We start from the raw sequence: 18,249 nt of genomic DNA, 5'->3' as shown, positions 1-18,249 counted from the left end.
TATGGATACTGGAACCCATATTGTAATGGGTGTTGCACTAGGTGGATTAGCTACATTAGATCCAGTCGTTCACAACGATCCTGTTTTATTTAACGCAGTACTGGTTGGAACAATTGTAGGTTCTCATGCACCGGACTTCGATACGGTTTTAAAATTAAAAAACAATGCAACTTATTTACGTCATCATCGCGGAGTTACACACTCCATCCCAGCTGTAATTCTTTGGGGTATTTTAATTGCTGGTTTGATTCACTTATTTGTTCCACAAGTGAATTTATTCCACCTGTGGTTATGGACTGCGATTGCAGTTGTTATCCACGTCTTTGTGGATATCTTTAATGCATATGGGACTCAGGCGTATCGGCCCTTCACGAGCAAATGGGTTGCACATGGCTTTATCAATACGTTCGATCCATATATTTTTTTCCTCCATATTGCAGGGATAGCTGTTTGGGCATTAGGCGCAAACCCAGGATATACTTGGATAACGATTTATAGTGTGATACTGTTGTACTATATCAAACGATTTATTGACAAACGAGCAATCGTAAAGAAAATTAAAAATTACTACCCACAGGTAGAACAAATTGCCACTTCACCAACGATAAAGCAGAACTATTGGCGCGTAGCCATTACTGCTGGGGAGAAATTCTATGTTGGCGTTGTGGAAAACAACCATATCGAGATCGTAGATGAATTTGAAAGAGTGCCGCTTCCTGATACACCGATTATTGAAATTGCAAAAAAAGACAAAAATATTTCTGCATTCTTATCCTTTTCACCAATCTATCGATGGGAAATCAATGATTATGATGACTTTACTGAAGTCCGATTTATTGATTTACGCTACCGCTCAAAAGGACACTATCCTTTTGTAGCTGTTGTGCAAATTGATGATAATATGCAAATTATTAGTTCCTACACTGGCTGGATCTTTTCTGAAAAGAAATTACAAAACAAATTATATGTAGAAGAAAGTCCGATTTAAAACAGCAGGGATGCTTTCCTGCTGTTTTATTATTCGTCTATTTTATTGCCTAAGAGCGAAATTGGAATTGCTTCTTCTTTCTCAAAAACTTCCCCTAATAAGTTAATACGATGTCCCCATGCAAATACACCATTAATGTAATTAATGGTAAACCGTTGGCCTGGATCGGTTGTAAATTCATATACTTCACCAGATTTGAAGTCAGCCGGATTTAATGTGTAAGCTAAAGCTACTTGCATTTTTCGTTCGTATACAGCCACTTCAGAGATATTTCCGAGTTGCTCCGCCTTTTGCGCTTTTTCTTTTAATTTACCTATTTCTTGTCTCAATTGTTCAATTGAATAATCACTATAACGAAAGTTATTGCTCATCCTTATCCCCCATTCAAATTCCTCATCATTTTACCAATTGTTGAATTAGATTTAAACTATATCGTCTCCGTCATCGTAATTAAGCTTACTCTTGACCATCGATAAATTCCTCAATAAATCGAGTAATTAAATCCATAGCGAATCCTTTTCGAAATAAGCCTTCTTTTACTTTGTTTTTTAGTTCATAGCCAGTACGTTTTGTTTCATGCTTTCTGAGTAATTTTTCTCCTTGATAGATAATTGCTTCCCATTCTTCATCTTGATTTTGATTCGCATTTACTTCACGAAGCACTGCTTGGACGACATCCTGTGTAAAACCTTTTTGCTGTAAAGAAGCTTGGAGATTTTGAATTTGTTTACGAAACGAATCTTTTTTCTTCTGTTGAAACTTTTTATCGACCAATTTCTGAACCTTTTCAAACTGAGCCTGATCAGAGTATTGGTGAAGACTCTCGTCGATAATGCTCATTGCAACACCTTTGTCCGACAGCTCCCTCCTAATAACCATTGGTCCTTTTGAAGAGGTATTTATACGAGTCCGTATGAACATTTCTGCAAATTGGCGATCATCGATTAGTTTCTCATTTGTTAACTTGTTTATAATAACCGGTATATGATCAGGTTCAACCTCTTTTTGTACCAAATAATCATGAATTTCTTTTTTAGTACGCATTCGATAGCTTAAATAATGAATTGCTAGGGTATATGATTTATGCATGGTATCTTTTTGGATAAGCTCATTAACGGTTGCGTTTTCTAATTCCAATCCTTTTCGTAGCTGATATTCAATTAAAATGGACGTATCAACGCTAAATCCATATTCTTCACCAGCACCATCATTCAAAAAAATATTATAGCGATCTTTCCTTTTCTTTTGGGTTGTAATTCGGGTAATTTTTTTCATGCATACACACCTCTAATAAAGCATATCAAATTTAAGATGAATCTGTCTTTTATTTTTCAACCAAAATGAAACATTCCTTATTTGTTCATACTGGTATAGACTAATGTTAATTAAAATTGGAAGAGAAAGGTGATTTGAAAATGAATATTCTCCTAACTGGCGGTACTGGATTTGTTGGTCAAGCATTATCAGCCTATTTGCATACTCGAAACGATCACACATACATACTTACACGATCACCGGAAAACCATAAAAATACCAATCAATCCACTTTTATTAGTTATCAATATCCTCCTGAAGAATTACCTGTGATACATGCAGTGATTAATCTAGCAGGTGAGTCCCTATTTGGTTATTGGTCTGAAAAGAAAAAACAAGCAATTTTAAACAGTAGAATACAAACCACAGAAAGATTGATTGCTTTTATCAAACGACTGCCTACATTGCCTGATGTATTTATTAGCGGGTCTGCAGTTGGATATTACGGCATTTCTGAAGACCTGATGTTTTCAGAAAACACATCGGAATCTGGTGATGATTTTCTTTCGCATGTTACATCGAAATGGGAAAAAACTGCTAGTCAAGCTGAAGATTTAGGCATTCGAACACTATATACTCGATTCGGTATTGTTCTAGGTAAGGATGGCGCACTTCCTTTCATGAGTCTTCCAGTAAAATTATTCGCCGGAGGTAAAATTGGCAATGGGGAGCAATGGCTTTCTTGGATTCATATTGAAGATGCGGTCAAGCTCATTGTATTTTGTCTGGATCACCCCAAAATATCTGGACCTGTAAATGTCACTGCTCCCCATCCTAAACGAAATAAAGCATTTATGAAAATACTAGCTAAAGTCCTAAAACGCCCATACTGGTTACCGGTGCCATCACCATTTATTTTTATCGCTGCAGGTGAGATGAGTCAGTTAATCACAAAAGGACAATACGTTATTCCAAAAAAGGCGCTTGATCATCAATTTTCATTTGCCTTTCCCTATTTGGAAGAGGCATTAAAAAATATTTATCGTAGCTAACACGGAAAGCATGACAATAGCTCCAGATTCTATTCGGAAGACAATTTTATTACTACCGATAGGTATGGAGACATAGTAACTGAAATCTTATCGGGTTTATGAAGTCCGTTATAGTTATTTCTAAGCCTCCAGCTCCTTTTTTAAAAGGTTTTACATGTTGTGATAAAAAAAAGATTCCTTTTTTCACAAAGGCTGTGTAAAATAAAGTTATAAAATGAAAACAGTTGACGGAGATGACAATAGCAAGCCAGCAACAGACGAAATTAAATAGGGAAGGCAAATGGTGCGCCACCAGCTTAGCTGGTTCTAGTGGGTTCGATTCCCACACCGAATTTTTGTTGAAAGCTAACTAAAAATTCGCGGGTGGGTAAAACGTGCTAGATTTCCTTTTTCATTTGGATATTCTATACACCCGCCTAAAAACAGGAGGGTATTTTTTATGTTAAAAGCACGAGAGCTACATGAAGTGCCAGTGTTATTTGAGTTGTTACGCGATCCAGCTGTTTTTCCCTATGTACGTCATAAGGCGGAGACATGCGATGAATATTATTTCTCTACGAAGCAAACAATGGAAGCAGAAGAAAGAGGGGAACTAATTTCAAGAACAATTGTAGATGAATATCTAACGCCGATTGGAACGATTAATTTATTCGATATTGAAGGTAATTACGGTTTTTTGGCTACATGGATTGGCACGCCTTATTTTGGCAAAGGATATAATCAGCAGGCCAAGGAGCAATTCTTTAACGAATTATTTTATCAATTTCCGATTGAAGGTGTGTTTATGAAGGTTAGGAAGACAAATATTCGATCCATGAAAGCAGTGATGAAATTACCGTATGTTACTTTAGCAAATGCCATCTACCCTCAAATGTATAAAAAGGTTAATCAAGATGAGGAAATGTATGATTTATTTGTTGTTACTAAAGAACAATATCTTTCGTTCCAACAATTTGTATCTACCCCTGTCAATCATACCGGAGAAGAAGTTGGTTAACCTTCAGTATAAATGACAAGAAACATGTACATCCTAATAAAAAACAATGCAGAGGACGGTAAAAATGAAAAAAGCAAACCCAGCATATAAGCGTAAGTTCTTATCTAAAACGCAAGAAGTTCTTTATCAAAAAGAATTTAAACATGCAGATCAAGTTTATCGTCAACTATCTGGAAAGAAGAATCAAGGTTAATTACATTGATTCTTCTTTTCTTTCGTTTTTCCTAAGAATAACTTAAACTCCTAATCAAAATAATTGGGGATGAGATTCCGTTTGTTGCAATAATGTATTCCATGTCTCTAGCATATCTTCAGCTAACCATCTTGCCTCTACTTTGTCTTTGCCAAATCCATATCCGACGATCATATTTGTTGTTTCGAACAGCGCAAATGCCCTCCAAACCATGTGTTTTTCAACATCATAAATATATGAAATAGCTGTATCTTTGGATAGTACTTCTATTTCAAATACATAATCCTTGAATATAAAACGCAGCATTTTACACTTCGTAAGGGAAGTTATTGTAGAATGTTGCAAGATCAAACAACTAACCATTACATTCCCTCCTTTTGGTCTATATGAGAACATTTTACTATATGTGTATTTTAAGAACAAGAAAGAAGCAAAATAATCTTTAAAATCGTGATAGGATGAAAGATACTACGAAGTCATTTTCTAACTTTAACCAATTGAGTGTGATAGCATGAGTGAACAAATTGCACATAATATTAAATTCTTTCGTGAACAACATAACTGGACGCAAAAAGAGCTAGCTGAGAAATTGTTACTCTCACGTTCTGTAGTAGCTAAATGGGAAAATAATACAGTTACACCTGATATTGCATCCCTTTTAAAACTTGCTGCTATTTTTCAAGTATCACTTGATCATCTAGTAGGTAATTATTCTTTTCAAAATGACCTATTACGAGAATTTAAGCGAATATATAGCTCCTCTACTACTTCGTTTGATGAAGAAGTCGTAGAGCTAATTGAATACATTATGACCTATCCAGAATTTAAAGCTGACATTTTTGAATTGAAGCATTTATCCATAAAAAAACAACGTTCCATTCATAAATTAATGGCTGAATTAATTCAACAGTACAGACAGTTATAATAAACAAAAAAGCTTGTAAGGAAAATAGAAAGTTCCTTTACAAGCTTTTTTATTTGTGGTTTTTGAATTCGTTCCATCTCCATAAAAAACCGTGCGAATCTTTCTTAATTCTACTATTCCTATTTTCTAATTAAAAATTTCTTACCATTGACAAAATAGTTATAACTGTTATACATTATATATAACAGTTATAACTATTTTATGGAGGTGGTATGGGTGTGTTTATTTCACTCGATTTTGAATCAAGTCAACCCATTTATTTACAATTAATTCATCAAATTATCGAAGGAATAGCTAAAAAAGAGCTGCAACCAGGTGACCCTTTGCCCTCTGTTCGTTCCTTAGCACAAGACATAGGAATTAATTTGCATACCGTCAACAAGGCTTATCAACAATTAAAACAAGATGGTTTTTTGCAAATTCACCGACAAAAGGGTGTTGTTATCCGTCCAGAAGGTATTCCTAAAGCTGATAATATCTATAAGGAGCAAGTACAACAAAAACTCCGACCACTAATTGCTGAAAGTATATGCAAAGATTTATCAAAAGAAGAATTCCTCACCCTGTGCCAGACTATTTATCATGATTTTCAAATTGGAGGTAGAAATGATGACTAACCTCATCCTTCTTATAACCCTTACATTGTTACCAGCGTTTATTTCTATTATGTTTATTCCTTATTGGACCCGAAAAACGGAAAGCTTTGGAGTATCTATCCCAGCGGATATTTATGATACTTCAGCGTTGAAATCCATGCGTAAAAAATACACCATCATCATCGGTGTTATTAGTTTACTAACCATATGTGTTTTCCTAGGATATGGTTTATTTACAAACATGAGTGAATCAATGGTTGGTTGGTTAGTTGGGACAACGATTACTTTATTTATGATAATTAGCTTTATGATTTACTTGATATTTCATCAAAAAATGAAACAAATAAAATCAACTGCCAAGTGGGGAAGGCAACGAACACAGAAATTAGCCATCCACACTCAGTTTAGACAGCAGAAATTAAGATACTCCAATAACTGGTTCATTGTTCCATTTGTTCTTATTTTTTCTACGATTATCTTGACATTTCTTTCCTACGAACATATACCTGAAAAAATACCGATGCAATACAACTTTCAAGGGGAAATTACGAATTTCGCAACAAAATCATATCGCACTGTTTTAGCACTTCCAATTACGCAACTTTATCTTATATTAATCTTTATTTTTGTTAACACCTTAACAGGAAAGGCAAAACAACAGCTTAGTGCGGAAAACCCGGAAAAATCTATGCATCAGAATACTATTTTCCGTAGAAGATGGTCTGCTTTTACTATATTTGGCGGAATTATATTATCGATGCTACTCTCTACTGTACAGCTGTCTTTTATCTATTCCATTCCACAAGGATTCTTAATAACTACTGCCGTAATTACTGTATTTGCTATTATTATTTGGGCATTTATTCTGTCTTACAAAACCGGGCAAGGTGGTAGTCGAGTCACAGTATCTATGGATAGTAATGGAAAAACAGTTAATCGAGATGATGATCGTTATTGGAAACTTGGTCAATTTTATGTGAACAAAGATGATCCAACCATATTCATCGAAAAACGATTCGGAATTGGCTGGACAATGAATTGGGGAAGGCCGATATCGTGGGTAATTGTCATTGGTTTTATTCTAATTACATTGGGAATTGTTCTCTTAACTATTTAATTATGCCTTAATGTTTACAATAGGCTGTTAAGCTTGATCGCTTAACAGCCTTTTTTGTTTTAGGTTACCGCATCTTTACAATTGTCATCCTTTTTAAAATGAAAAACGATAAGAAGTAGAAGAAGATACCAACTGCAAATAGTTGTATAAAGAATAGCATATCTAGATGCGATATGATTTCGGCGATAAAATCCACTATCCATCCAGTAGCGATCCCGAATAAGAACATAACGCCAACAATACCGAGGGTAATTCCCCCGCCGAAAAAACCATATCGATAAAAGATTAAACCAAGCATAAACATAAACGACATTGCAAAGAAGATAGTCATGATATCCATACCGATTCGTATATACCACGTATCGTCGATAAAATGGGCTAGATGGAGAAAATAGAATCCATCTATTCCAATTCTAGTTATTAGGAATAAAACAAGTTCCTGTAAAAGACTTGCTACGATAGCTTTGACTGCTGATAATAGGAGAAAAAAGATCCCAATTGAAATAAAAATGTTTTTTCGAGTTGCCCCCATTTTAATTGCGAATGGGATGTACTCCCTTACAGAAATAAATGCAACGATACTACAGTAAATATAGATTGGCCCAGTTAGGCTGAATGTCATCATGCCACCATCGATTGCTTTTATATAATATCCAAAAGCAATCGACACCATTAGAATCGATAATAATATTATCCAAAAAACCTTTAAAGAATGGCGGATATCAACCATATAAAAATAGATAAGTCCTTTCAATTGATTATTCACTTTATAGATGCCCCCTTCCCCTTTTCTGTTAGATGAATCATTAATTCTTGTATTGGTATCCCCTCTACGTGAAAACCTTGTTTTTTCGCTTCTTTTATGTTTCCAAAGATATAGGCTGTCATCGTTCCAGCTAATTGTTTTGTTTCAATTACTTCTTTATCTTTTATAAAAGCTTCTACATCCAAGACACTTCCAGATACAGCACAGCTACGTTGACGAAGAACCTCTGCAGACTCTTGTAAAACAAGCCTTCCTTCTTGTAATATCAATACTTCATGAAACATTAAACTGACTTCATCAATGAGATGGGTAGAAAAGATAATCATCCGTTTCTCATTTTCAAATTCTTCTAACATTTTCATGTAAAAATTTTTTCGAGCTGCAGCATCCAACCCAATATACGGTTCATCAAAGATAGTAATTGGTGCTTTGCTTGCTAAACCCACAATAATTCCAAGTGCGGATTCCATCCCTTTTGATAATGTTTTAACCTTTGCATGCGGCTTTAATTGATATTCCTGAATTAATTGATCAGCTAATGGTTGATCCCAGTTTGGATAAAAAAATGAAAAAACACGAAGAATTTCTTTTATTTTTAAGTCTCGTTTAAAATTATTGCTTTCTTTGATTAAACAAATAGTTTCATTTACCCCTTCATTATCAAAAGGTTCCTCTCCGTTTATGAGCACATTGCCACTGGAAGCCAAAGTATTCCCCGCCATAATATCCATAAATGTTGTTTTTCCTGCACCGTTCCTCCCTAGTAATCCATATATTTGCGGGCCATTCAGACGAAATGATACATTATCTAATACTGTATCCTGGTCATATCGTTTCGTTACATTACAAACGTCAACGTTCATTGATAGATCCCTTCCTTTCAATCATCTCTTTTAATTCTGCCTCACTAATACTTAATTTTTTTGCTTCATTTTTTAATGGAAGCATATAATTGTCATAGAATATTTGCTTCCGTTTCTGCAGGACAATTTCCTTTGCCTCTTCGGTTACGAACATACCTACACCCCTTCGCTTAAACAGAATCAATTCGGTAACGAGCTCATTAATACCCTTAGCTGCAGTGGCTGGATTAATTTGGTAATAAGCAGCAAATTCATTTGTAGATGGTACACGTTCACCTGGTTTAATAGAACCATTCATAATCGAGTCTTCTAAATGTTCTTTAATTTGGAGAAAGATTGGCTTATTTTCGTCTAAATGATTTTTCATATGTTTTCACCTTCACGTTATTTGGTTCGTTACTTATGTAATTAACCATATAACCATATCTTAAAAATGTCAATACCTCTATTAATAAATAGGCACGTATATTGTGGACCTTCTTTAGCAAAAAAAAGCTACATGCGCAGCTGCATGTAGCTTCAATCTTCTCCAATTTTTTTATCTTGGCTCTTTGGCAACCTTCCTGCTTTCTTCACTGCATCTCGAAGTAAAAATTCCACATGACTATTTACACTCCGGAATTCATCTTTTGCCCAAATCTGTAATAGTTCATAAAGCTTTGGATCGATTCGTAGCGGAAAGCTCTTCTTCTTCGACATATTACCCCTCTTTTAAGTTATTGATATAGGGATCCTGTATTTACTACAGGCGTAGTTCCATGATCAGAGACAATAGAAACAAGTAGGTTATTTGCCATTGCAACCCGCCGTTCATCATCCAGTTCCATTGCTCCATTGCTTTCCAATTGATGAATAGCATCTTGAACCATGCCAACAGCACCTTCAACAATCTGCTTTCTAGCTGCAATGATTGCACTTGCTTGCTGACGCTGAAGCATGGCCTGAGCTATCTCTGTAGAGTAAGCAAGATGTGTTAATCTCGTCTCAATAACTTGCACGCCTGCCACATTTAATCGAGCTTGTAACTCCTTAGTCAATTCATTTGAAACTTCCTCTGCATTGCCTCTTAACGTTAATTCAGCATCCGAAAAAGTATCATAAGGATATTTTGTTGCAACAGCACGTATTGCTGTTTCACTTTGAATTTCTACAAATTGTTCATAACGATCGACATCGAAAACTGCTTTGGCACTATCGACAACTTTAAAGACAATAACCGCAGCAATCTCAATTGGATTACCATTTACATCATTTACTTTTAGCCGATTGCTATTAAAGTTACGCACGCGAAGTGAAATTGTTTTTCGTATGGAAAAAGGTACTGTCACTACTATACCTTCTCTCCGAATACTCCCCATATATTTCCCAAGAAAGATAACAACTTGTGACTGGTTAGGCTGAACCAACGTAATACCACTACCTAAGGTGATTGCAACAACCAAGCAAGTAATTCCTATGATAAATTGTTGCTGAATCAGATTTAATATGGTTACCACAAGTAATCCTGCAATAAGTAAAATTCCCAAAAAACCATTCATCGTCCATGCCGGTTTTTCTTGAATCATCATTGATACACCTTCCCCATCCCTTTTTATATCAATATGATATCATTTTTGTATATTTTTGTAAATTATTAACTTGCATCTAAATTATATAATGGTTCTCTTTCTGGAAGTACCAGGTAATCTTCACCATCCGTACGAATTACTAAATTTCCTAGCGCACCAGTAGAATATATATTAGCATTTACGCGGTAGAGATTATTGATAACACGGTCAACTGGATGACCATAATCATTGTCTTTGCTATATGTTAGAATGGCTGTATCTGGGCTTACTGCTTTTAAGAATTTCAATGATGTACTTGTATTTGAACCATGATGGCCAACTTTAATAACCTCCGCATCCACATCGACATTTTTCATAATTTCTTTTTCCTGTTCAATTTCGACATCACTCATAAATAGGATATCCATTGCTTCATAAGACATCTTTAATGCAATGGAAGATTGATTATTGCTTCTCGATTTCTTGTATGTGTTTAATACTTGAATATCTACAGCAGGATCAAGCAATATTTTTTCGTTTTGTTTGGCAACTTTGACTGGTATCTCCTGTTTACGTATTTCTTGAATATATTTCGCATACATTCTTGTTGTGTGAAGCTTTCCAGAATCTAGGATCTTCTTTACCTTTATATGCTTCATTATATAAGGTAATCCACCAATATGATCGACATCTGGATGGGTAGCTACTAAGAGATCGATCTTGTCTATTTTTTTTTCATTTAAATACGATACAACCTTCTTTCCCGCATCAGGGGGGCCACCATCAATTAAAATATTTTTATTTCCAGGTGTTTTTATCAACATGCTATCTCCTTGACCAACATCAATAAAGTGAACCTGCATTTCTGATGAAGATGCTTCACTATGTATAGATAGCATATTACCGTTAAAGCATATAAAAAAAGCAATAATTCCAAATAAAACGCTGCTTTTGCCCATGAAAATGCATCCTCTTTCTTATATAGATAACCTTATCTTTTTACAAAAGCGATGGAATTATTTAATTGCTTTAAAGTAAGTTTCTGGGAGTTATGAGGGCATAAAAAAAGCCGCTGACTTCATTCACAGTCAGCGGTTTTTATCATTTCCTATGCTTGTTTCACCACAATATTATTATCGATAACATCTACTTGAACAGTTTCTATATGGTTATCCTCTAAAATTAAGTCGGTTAGTTGGTCTTCAATCTTATCTTGGATAACCCTGCGTAAAGGTCTTGCACCAAAACGGCGATCATAGCCAAGTCGAACTAATGCTTCTTTAGCTTCTTTTGTTATCGTAATGGTAATATTATTCTCTTCCATGGTTTTTTGTAGATCTGAAAGCATAAGATCAACAATTTCCATTAAGTTTTCTTCAGTAAGTTCATTGAATTGGATAATCGCATCAAAACGGTTTAAGAATTCTGGTTTGAAGTAAGCACTTAAATTCTCCAAAGTAGAAACCGATTCATGTGAATCACTATTGAATCCTACATTAACCGTCTTAACCCCAGTTCCAGCATTACTTGTCATAATAATGACAGCTTCTTTAAAACTCACTGTTCTTCCTTGTGAATCTGTTAAATGACCATCCTCCATAATTTGTAAGAACATATTCTGCACATCTGGATGTGCTTTTTCAATTTCATCTAACAATATAATGGAATAAGGGTTTCTGCGAATTTTCTCCGTTAATTGTCCTGCTTCCTCATGGCCTACATAACCAGGAGGTGAACCAATAATTTTGGACACGGCGTGTTTTTCCATATATTCACTCATATCTAATCGAATTAATGAATCCCTTGAGCCAAATAGTTCTTCAGCTAATGCTTTCGTTAATTCCGTCTTCCCTACCCCAGTAGGACCTACAAATAGGAAAGAACCGATTGGTCGATACGTTGATTTTAAGCCGGCACGACTTCGACGAATTGCTTTTGCTACTTTATTAACAGCAACGTCTTGTCCAATTACTTTTGCTCCTAAGTTTTTACCAATGTTTTTCATTTTTTCTTGCTCATCGGCTTGTAGCTTTGTAACCGGAATACCTGTTTTTTCTTCCACAATTAATTGGATATCAGAAATGTCTACATCGATTACTTGCTCTTCATCTTTTGCTTTATCTAATTGTTTTTGTAATTGTATCTCCTGATATCTTAAATGAGCAGCACGTTCATAATCTTCTTTTTCTGCTGCATCTTCTTTCTCTTTAATTATTTCGTTTAAGCGTTGATTAATGGAATCAGAATCTTTTTGAGAATTTGATAGGTTCAAGCGTGAACCAACTTCATCCATCAGATCAATTGCCTTATCTGGTAAATATCTATCTTGAATATAACGTTTTGAAAGTGTTACGAAAGCTTGAATCGCATCATCAGAATAACGAACCTCATGAAAATTTTCATAGCGATCTTTTATTCCTTGTAGTATTTGCACCGCTTCTTCACTCGTTGGCTCTTTTACCATAATTGGTTGCAAACGACGTTCAAGTGCAGCATCCTTTTCAATTTGACGATATTCTTTCAATGTTGTAGCACCAATTAGTTGTAGCTCCCCACGTGCTAATGCAGGTTTTAAGATATTGCCAGCGTCCATTTGTGAACTTTCTGCCGTACCTGCTCCAACTATAAGGTGAACTTCATCCACGAACAAGATAACTTCCTGACGTTCTTGCAATTCTTGAATAAGCTGCTTCATACGTTCTTCGAATTGACCTCGAACACCAGTATTCGCAACTAAAGATGCCACATCTAGCATATAGATTTCCTTGTTCATTAATTTAGCAGGAACATCACCTTCCGTAATCTTCAAGGCTAATCCTTCTGCGATTGCCGTTTTACCAACACCCGGCTCGCCAATTAATACCGGATTATTCTTATTTCTTCGATTTAAGGTTTCCGTTACACGTTTTACTTCTTTATCTCTTCCAATAACCGGATCAATTAATCCAGCTCTTGCTGCATGTGTCACATTTTTGGCAAGTTGATCAATTAATCCATTCCCACGGTTCCCATTTTTCTCTTTCGTTCTTGTGCCCATTTTTTGTGCTCCATTTCCTTGCTGAGAAAATGCGTTAGAAGCATTTCCAAATGGTGTATTTGAGAAGAAGTCATTGGAATTCATCATTTGTCCTTGGATTTCACGAAAACATTCATTACAAAGATGCATTTGCATTTGTTGATGATTAATATTCATTGCAACATTTATACTTGCTTCGTTTTGACCACAATTTTGACAAAGCATTTCCATTCCTCCTTGGAATTATCATTTAATGTTGTTTACTCTAGTTTGACTTTGACTATCTTTGACCTTTGATTATCATTATACTCTGACCTTCTTTGACTTTCAAGAGGTTTGATCAAATTTTTTTAACCTTTACTTAAAACCAGTCATAACCTGACTTCATAACTATTATTCCCAAAGTAATTTGGTTATTAAACATAAGGCAGCGGTAAAAAACAAGGAGCATGAAATGCTCCTTGTTTTTTGACTAATCATTGCGTTTTAATTTTTTCTCTATTTCGTAATTCTACTCTCCTTGTCTTTCCTGATGTGGTTTTTGGTAGTTCATCAATGAACTCAATCTTTCTTGGATATTTATAAGGTCCTGTTAGTGTTTTTACATGATCTTGTAGCTGTTTAATCAGTGGTTCTTCTGCACGGGACCAATCACGTAATACAATAAAGGCTTTTACAATATTTCCTCGCAGTTCGTCTGGACTGGCTACAACGGCACACTCCTGTACAGCAGGATGTTTAACTAAAGCATCTTCTACTTCAAAAGGGCCAATGGTATACCCTGAACTTATAATAATGTCATCGCTTCTTCCCTCAAACCAAAAATATCCTTCTTCATCCTTGGAAGCCTGATCACCTGTAATATAATAATCCCTTCGTCTTGACATATTCGTTCGTTCTTCATCTTTATAGTATTCACGAAACAATGCTGGACAATCAAGCCTAACAGCAATGTCACCTACTTCACCAGGTGTGACAGGTTCTCCATTTTCATCAATGATATCCACATCGTTTCCGGGAGTAGGTTTTCCCATTGACCCAGGTTTAACCTCCATACCTTTCAAGAAACCTAGTAATAATGTATTCTCGGTTTGCCCGTAACCATCACGAACAGTGATGTTAAAATAACGTTGAAATGTATCAATGACTTCAACATTTAAGGGTTCTCCAGCTGATACAGCACTATGCAATGCAGATAAATCATATCCATCTAGATGATCCGCTTTTGCCAGCATTCGATATTCTGTAGGCGTACAGCATAAAACATTAATTTTATGCTCTTGTAACAATTGTAAATATGTTTTCGCATCAAACTTTCCATTGTAAATATAGCCTGTAGCCCCTACACCTAAAACGGATAAGAATGGACTCCAAACCCATTTCTGCCAACCTGGTCCAGCTGTCGCCCACACTTTATCGCCATTATTAATCGATAACCAGTTTTCTGCGGCTGTTTTTAAGTGAGCAAAACCCCATCCATGCGTATGGACAACTCCTTTTGGATTGCCTGTTGTCCCCGATGTATAAGGTAAAAAGGCGATATCGTCCCTTCTTGTTTCTGCTACTTGTAATTGATCACTCGCATCCTCCATTAAGCCTTCTAAAAAAAGCCATCCATCTTGAGGTTTTCCAATGACGAACCGATGCAAGTCTTCATATTGATCAATCGTTAGATATTGGTCAATGTATGGATAATAACTTATGATGCCACGAACTTCTCCGTGTGTTACACGATATTGGAGGTCCTTTGTCTTTAACATTTCTGAACTAGGAATAATTATAATCCCTGTTTTTAATGCAGCTAAATATACTTCATATGCCTTAATTAAACGAGGCACCATAACCAAAATTTTATCGCCTTTCTGTAGACCACTTTCAAGGAAAGCGTTTCCAATTCTATTTGCATTTCTTACTAAATCATTATATGTAATAGAATATTGATCTCCTGCTTGGTTTTCCCAGATTAACGCAAGCTTGTTCGGATCTTTTGCATGTCTTTCCATTTCCATTGCAATATTATAATTTGGTGGAGCAATTAAATCTTCTCGTCGCATTATTAACAACTCCTTGTTTTTTCACTAGTATACCAAAGGTTGCGAAAATTTTAAATAAAGCAATGGGTTCTTAAATAAAAAAGCTTCATCTCGTATTGGTATACTAGAATGAAGCTTTTCTAAGATTATAACCCATATAATGCTGGAGGTAATTGGTCTTTTAAAACGAGGTCGTCTAAACTCTTAAAACTGTAGCCTTGTTTCTTTAATTTATTAATAATATGGTCAAGTGCTTCTGCATTATCCGACGATACAGTGTGTAATAACATAATCGCTCCGGGGTGAATTTGATCCATAATTTGATCATAAGCATACTTCCATCCTTTTTGCTTGTTTGTCTCCCAATCAATGAAGGCAAGTGACCAAAAAATGTGAATATAACCTAATTCTTTTGACCATTTTAATGTATTTTCATTAAACATACCTCTTGGCGGGCGTAAGTATTTGATCTCCTTTTGATCAGAGACTTCAGCTACAGCATCCTCCAATGTTTCTAACTCTTCTTTAATTGCATCTTTATCCATAATAGAGAAATCTGGATGATGATACGAATGGTTACCTACAATATGCCCCTCGTCTACCATACGTTTGACTAAATCAGGTTTACTATCTACATAGTGTCCTGTTACAAAAAAGGTAGCTGGTACATCATGTTTTTTTAATACATTAAGAATATTATCTGTATATCCTTGCTCATAGCCATTGTCAAAGGTGAGATAAATATTCTTTGCCCCGGAGTCGTCCGCATAATAAGCATTGTATTTATCTAACATCCCTTTATATTTTCCTATATCTGGAAGTTCATGGTTTGAATTCTTACTATAACCCCAACCATAGCCATTAGCTGAAACAGTTGACATACATATAAAGGAAATAGCAAGAAGTACAAGGATTGTGAGCGCAGTAATTTTATTCATAACAATCCCACCTGTTTTTCTTTTTACTATCTCCTGCCGACCTGTTTTTATTCTTCTTATTGTACAATGTTACTCGAATTAATAAACAGAACCAATGGTTTTGCAGTTTATAGAGAAACCCCGTGTTTTTCTACAAGCTTTTTTTGTGCGCCCGTGCGGCCAAAAACCACTCGCTTTCCGGGGATGAACGCCCGATCCTCCTCGTAAAAAACCGCCACTGCGGGGTCTCGGATCGCCCGTTTCTCCGCAGGAGTCTCGTAGTATTTCGCCCACCCTTCACCGAAAAAGACTCTGGTGAAGGACACTCTTCTCCATATTCTTGCAGAAAGCCTTCAGTAATGCTTGTTTGCGTACTTTTTGAAGATATCGATGTAGTGGTCAATCTTCTAGAGTAAGTGACAAAACCATCACCGCCTATAGGTTTTCTTCTTATGAATAACAAAAAAAGATGGAATTTCAGGAAAAAAAGCAAAAAAAGACTGCCGATAACTTTCTCGACAGCCTACAGAACCAATGGTTTTGTTTTAAAACATGCCTTTTAAAGAACAATAGCTGCAATCCAACCAAAAATAAATAATGGAATATTATAATGGATAAAAGTTGGTACTACCGTATCCCAAATGTGATGGTGCTTTCCATCTGCATTTAAACCTGATGTTGGACCAAGTGTACTGTCGGAAGCCGGAGATCCTGCGTCTCCTAGTGCTCCAGCTGTGCCAATTAACGCTGCTGTAGCCATTGGTGAAAATCCAGCTGCTAAGCAAATTGGTACATATAAAGCAGCTAATATTGGTATCGTTCCAAATGAAGAACCAATTCCAATCGTTACAAGTAAACCAACTAACAATAAGATAAAAGCAATAAGCGCTTGATTATTATCCAAGAATCCAGACGAAACTTCTACAAGAGCCTCAACAGCTCCAGTTTCCGTTAATATGTTCCCGTAGCCTGCTGCTACCAGCATTACAAAGGCAATTGTTCCCATCATTCCGATACCTTCAGAAATAACTCGATCCCCTTTACTAAACGGAATAACAAGGAACAGGAACATACATACAAGACCAGTAAGTGCCCCAACAATTAAATTATCGGTAATAATTTGAACTACCAATGCTGCTACTATTGAGATTAACGTAAATAAGTGCTGTTTATTAAACTGAATGTCTTTCGGTTCTACCACTGCAGCCATTTCGGTTTCACTTTCTAAAGAACCATAATCTCGTTCCTTACGATAACTGAAGAAAATAGCGATTAACAATCCTACAATCATTCCAGAACCAGGGATCAGCATTGCCATCGTTGTTTCACCAACTGTTATATCCGCACCATTTTGGTTCATTCCTTCAACAATCGTCTCGTGAAAAATTAATCCAAAACCTGCTGGAATCAAAATATATGGTGCTTTTAATCCAAATGTCAATGCAGCAGCTACTGCCCTTCGATCTAAGCGCATGCGATCAAATAATTTAAGTAATGGCGGGATTAAAATCGGAATAAAAGCAATATGCACAGGTACTAGGTTTTGCGAAAGTGAAGCTACTCCAGCAATTGCTAATAACATCATTGTCTTTTTACCAGTTAACATACGTATCAGATAGTTCACCAACAATGACGTAATTCCAGTGTAGCTTATGGCAACAGCAAATGCCCCTAATAATATATAACTTAATGCCGTATTAGCACCGCCACCCACTCCATCAACAAGCAAATCAATCGAATCGACAACGTTTAAACCTGACATTAAACCAGCAGTAAGAGCAGCTGCTAATATTGCAATAATTACATTAACACGTAATAAACTTAATATCGTCATCACAAGAACAGATACAATAACAACCCATTCCATGTTCGTTCCCCACTTTCTTTCTCTTTAGTACTTCACTATGATAAAGTAATAAAGTGTAAAAATCAACCCTTTTTTATTTCCATTTTCTAGCTTTCTGAAATAGTTAGAAAAAGAAGGG

The 18,249-nt window shown here is 35.7% G+C and carries 20 protein-coding genes; 7 read left to right on the top strand and 13 right to left on the bottom strand.

Going from position 1 to position 18,249, the window contains the following annotated elements; translation table 11 throughout:
- The first annotated feature begins 1 nt into the window (after position 1).
- Positions 2-988, top strand: coding sequence for a metal-dependent hydrolase (locus JKP73_RS15640; protein ID WP_021290588.1), 987 nt, complete (start codon positions 2-4; stop codon positions 986-988).
- Positions 989-1,017: 29 nt separating this feature from the next.
- On the opposite strand, the gene JKP73_RS15635 is transcribed toward JKP73_RS15640, so the two are convergent.
- Together JKP73_RS15635 and recX are read right to left on the bottom strand one after the other, a co-directional pair.
- Positions 1,018-1,359: a YfhH family protein gene (locus JKP73_RS15635; RefSeq protein ID WP_021290589.1), complete on the bottom strand. Its 342-nt coding sequence runs from the start codon at positions 1,357-1,359 to the stop codon at positions 1,018-1,020.
- An 85-nt stretch (positions 1,360-1,444) separates the two neighbouring features.
- On the bottom strand, positions 1,445-2,263 hold the full coding sequence (gene recX / locus JKP73_RS15630; RefSeq protein ID WP_038247470.1) for a recombination regulator RecX: 819 nt from the start codon (positions 2,261-2,263) through the stop codon (positions 1,445-1,447).
- Positions 2,264-2,403: 140 nt separating this feature from the next.
- Here recX and JKP73_RS15625 point away from each other — a divergent pair, with 140 nt between their 5' ends.
- The 3 genes from JKP73_RS15625 (at position 2,404) to JKP73_RS15615 (ending at position 4,484) form a co-directional block, all read left to right on the top strand.
- Entirely contained in the window at positions 2,404-3,294 is an 891-nt protein-coding gene (locus tag JKP73_RS15625) for a TIGR01777 family oxidoreductase (protein WP_021290591.1), read from the top strand.
- Between the two features lie 439 nt (positions 3,295-3,733).
- Positions 3,734-4,291, top strand: a complete 558-nt coding sequence (locus JKP73_RS15620; protein ID WP_038247468.1) for a GNAT family N-acetyltransferase — start codon at positions 3,734-3,736, stop codon at positions 4,289-4,291.
- A gap of 64 nt (positions 4,292-4,355) precedes the next feature.
- A complete protein-coding gene (locus tag JKP73_RS15615) occupies positions 4,356-4,484 on the top strand; it encodes a YfhE family protein (RefSeq protein ID WP_021290593.1) in 129 nt (42 codons plus the stop codon).
- Positions 4,485-4,538: 54 nt separating this feature from the next.
- Here the strand turns inward: JKP73_RS15615 and JKP73_RS15610 are convergent, their stop codons facing one another.
- Positions 4,539-4,847 carry a hypothetical protein gene (locus JKP73_RS15610; protein ID WP_038247464.1) on the bottom strand — a complete coding sequence of 103 codons (309 nt, stop codon included), beginning with the start codon at positions 4,845-4,847 and terminating at the stop codon, positions 4,539-4,541.
- A 148-nt stretch (positions 4,848-4,995) separates the two neighbouring features.
- On the opposite strand from JKP73_RS15610, the gene JKP73_RS15605 reads away from it, so the two are divergent.
- The 3 genes from JKP73_RS15605 (at position 4,996) to JKP73_RS15595 (ending at position 7,122) form a co-directional block, all read left to right on the top strand.
- The gene (locus JKP73_RS15605; RefSeq protein WP_021290595.1) at positions 4,996-5,409 is read left to right on the top strand and encodes a helix-turn-helix domain-containing protein; all 414 of its coding nucleotides are present in this window, start codon (positions 4,996-4,998) and stop codon (positions 5,407-5,409) included.
- Between the two features lie 218 nt (positions 5,410-5,627).
- Positions 5,628-6,026 (top strand): GntR family transcriptional regulator, encoded by a 399-nt coding sequence (locus tag JKP73_RS15600; RefSeq protein WP_031335398.1) that lies wholly within the window; start codon positions 5,628-5,630, stop codon positions 6,024-6,026.
- Positions 6,016-7,122, top strand: a complete 1,107-nt coding sequence (locus JKP73_RS15595; protein ID WP_234447124.1) for a DUF1648 domain-containing protein — start codon at positions 6,016-6,018, stop codon at positions 7,120-7,122. The genes JKP73_RS15600 and JKP73_RS15595 overlap by 11 nt, the downstream gene beginning before the upstream one ends.
- Positions 7,123-7,186: 64 nt before the next feature.
- On the opposite strand, the gene JKP73_RS15590 is transcribed toward JKP73_RS15595, so the two are convergent.
- From JKP73_RS15590 to JKP73_RS15545, 10 genes are all read right to left on the bottom strand, one after another.
- Positions 7,187-7,888 (bottom strand): hypothetical protein, encoded by a 702-nt coding sequence (locus JKP73_RS15590; RefSeq protein WP_160807408.1) that lies wholly within the window; start codon positions 7,886-7,888, stop codon positions 7,187-7,189.
- Positions 7,885-8,751, bottom strand: a complete 867-nt coding sequence (locus JKP73_RS15585) for an ABC transporter ATP-binding protein (protein ID WP_038247458.1) — start codon at positions 8,749-8,751, stop codon at positions 7,885-7,887. The genes JKP73_RS15590 and JKP73_RS15585 overlap by 4 nt, the downstream gene beginning before the upstream one ends.
- The gene (locus tag JKP73_RS15580) at positions 8,741-9,118 is read right to left on the bottom strand and encodes a GntR family transcriptional regulator (RefSeq protein ID WP_038247456.1); all 378 of its coding nucleotides are present in this window, start codon (positions 9,116-9,118) and stop codon (positions 8,741-8,743) included. The genes JKP73_RS15585 and JKP73_RS15580 overlap by 11 nt, the downstream gene beginning before the upstream one ends.
- A gap of 152 nt (positions 9,119-9,270) precedes the next feature.
- Positions 9,271-9,450 (bottom strand): type II toxin-antitoxin system antitoxin, encoded by a 180-nt coding sequence (locus JKP73_RS15575; RefSeq protein ID WP_021290601.1) that lies wholly within the window; start codon positions 9,448-9,450, stop codon positions 9,271-9,273.
- Between the two features lie 17 nt (positions 9,451-9,467).
- The gene (locus JKP73_RS15570) at positions 9,468-10,313 is read right to left on the bottom strand and encodes an SPFH domain-containing protein (RefSeq protein WP_038247495.1); all 846 of its coding nucleotides are present in this window, start codon (positions 10,311-10,313) and stop codon (positions 9,468-9,470) included.
- A gap of 71 nt (positions 10,314-10,384) precedes the next feature.
- The gene (locus JKP73_RS15565) at positions 10,385-11,257 is read right to left on the bottom strand and encodes a ComEC/Rec2 family competence protein (RefSeq protein ID WP_200411536.1); all 873 of its coding nucleotides are present in this window, start codon (positions 11,255-11,257) and stop codon (positions 10,385-10,387) included.
- Positions 11,258-11,406: 149 nt separating this feature from the next.
- Complete coding sequence (locus tag JKP73_RS15560; protein ID WP_160807409.1) at positions 11,407-13,539, bottom strand: ATP-dependent Clp protease ATP-binding subunit; 2,133 nt, start codon at positions 13,537-13,539, stop codon at positions 11,407-11,409.
- Between the two features lie 251 nt (positions 13,540-13,790).
- Positions 13,791-15,368: an acyl-CoA synthetase MbcS gene (gene mbcS / locus JKP73_RS15555; RefSeq protein WP_160807410.1), complete on the bottom strand. Its 1,578-nt coding sequence runs from the start codon at positions 15,366-15,368 to the stop codon at positions 13,791-13,793.
- 125 nt (positions 15,369-15,493) lie between these two features.
- The gene (gene pdaA / locus JKP73_RS15550; RefSeq protein ID WP_021290606.1) at positions 15,494-16,285 is read right to left on the bottom strand and encodes a delta-lactam-biosynthetic de-N-acetylase; all 792 of its coding nucleotides are present in this window, start codon (positions 16,283-16,285) and stop codon (positions 15,494-15,496) included.
- A gap of 538 nt (positions 16,286-16,823) precedes the next feature.
- The gene (locus tag JKP73_RS15545; protein WP_160807411.1) at positions 16,824-18,131 is read right to left on the bottom strand and encodes a Na+/H+ antiporter family protein; all 1,308 of its coding nucleotides are present in this window, start codon (positions 18,129-18,131) and stop codon (positions 16,824-16,826) included.
- Positions 18,132-18,249: the final 118 nt, after the last annotated feature.

Origin of the sequence: Virgibacillus salexigens, assembly GCF_014905415.1 — a bacterium.
Lineage (GTDB): Bacteria > Bacillota > Bacilli > Bacillales > Amphibacillaceae > Virgibacillus > Virgibacillus salexigens.
The sequence above is the reverse complement of the archived record's forward strand: the minus strand, read 5'-3'. Positions and strand labels throughout refer to the sequence as shown.

Excerpts from the sequence above, each read along its gene's own strand:
- JKP73_RS15640 (WP_021290588.1), top strand. The coding sequence starts at position 2 with ATGGATACTGGAACCCATATTGTAATGGGTGTTGCACTAGGTGGATTA.
- JKP73_RS15635 (WP_021290589.1), bottom strand. The coding sequence starts at position 1,359 with ATGAGCAATAACTTTCGTTATAGTGATTATTCAATTGAACAATTGAGA.
- recX (WP_038247470.1), bottom strand. The coding sequence starts at position 2,263 with ATGAAAAAAATTACCCGAATTACAACCCAAAAGAAAAGGAAAGATCGC.
- JKP73_RS15625 (WP_021290591.1), top strand. The coding sequence starts at position 2,404 with ATGAATATTCTCCTAACTGGCGGTACTGGATTTGTTGGTCAAGCATTA.
- JKP73_RS15620 (WP_038247468.1), top strand. The coding sequence starts at position 3,734 with ATGTTAAAAGCACGAGAGCTACATGAAGTGCCAGTGTTATTTGAGTTG.
- JKP73_RS15615 (WP_021290593.1), top strand. The coding sequence starts at position 4,356 with ATGAAAAAAGCAAACCCAGCATATAAGCGTAAGTTCTTATCTAAAACG.
- JKP73_RS15610 (WP_038247464.1), bottom strand. The coding sequence starts at position 4,847 with ATGGTTAGTTGTTTGATCTTGCAACATTCTACAATAACTTCCCTTACG.
- JKP73_RS15605 (WP_021290595.1), top strand. The coding sequence starts at position 4,996 with ATGAGTGAACAAATTGCACATAATATTAAATTCTTTCGTGAACAACAT.
- JKP73_RS15595 (WP_234447124.1), top strand. The coding sequence starts at position 6,016 with ATGATGACTAACCTCATCCTTCTTATAACCCTTACATTGTTACCAGCG.
- JKP73_RS15585 (WP_038247458.1), bottom strand. The coding sequence starts at position 8,751 with ATGAACGTTGACGTTTGTAATGTAACGAAACGATATGACCAGGATACA.
- JKP73_RS15580 (WP_038247456.1), bottom strand. The coding sequence starts at position 9,118 with ATGAAAAATCATTTAGACGAAAATAAGCCAATCTTTCTCCAAATTAAA.
- JKP73_RS15575 (WP_021290601.1), bottom strand. The coding sequence starts at position 9,450 with ATGTCGAAGAAGAAGAGCTTTCCGCTACGAATCGATCCAAAGCTTTAT.
- JKP73_RS15565 (WP_200411536.1), bottom strand. The coding sequence starts at position 11,257 with ATGGGCAAAAGCAGCGTTTTATTTGGAATTATTGCTTTTTTTATATGC.
- JKP73_RS15560 (WP_160807409.1), bottom strand. The coding sequence starts at position 13,539 with ATGCTTTGTCAAAATTGTGGTCAAAACGAAGCAAGTATAAATGTTGCA.
- mbcS (WP_160807410.1), bottom strand. The coding sequence starts at position 15,368 with ATGCGACGAGAAGATTTAATTGCTCCACCAAATTATAATATTGCAATG.
- pdaA (WP_021290606.1), bottom strand. The coding sequence starts at position 16,285 with ATGAATAAAATTACTGCGCTCACAATCCTTGTACTTCTTGCTATTTCC.
- JKP73_RS15545 (WP_160807411.1), bottom strand. The coding sequence starts at position 18,131 with ATGGAATGGGTTGTTATTGTATCTGTTCTTGTGATGACGATATTAAGT.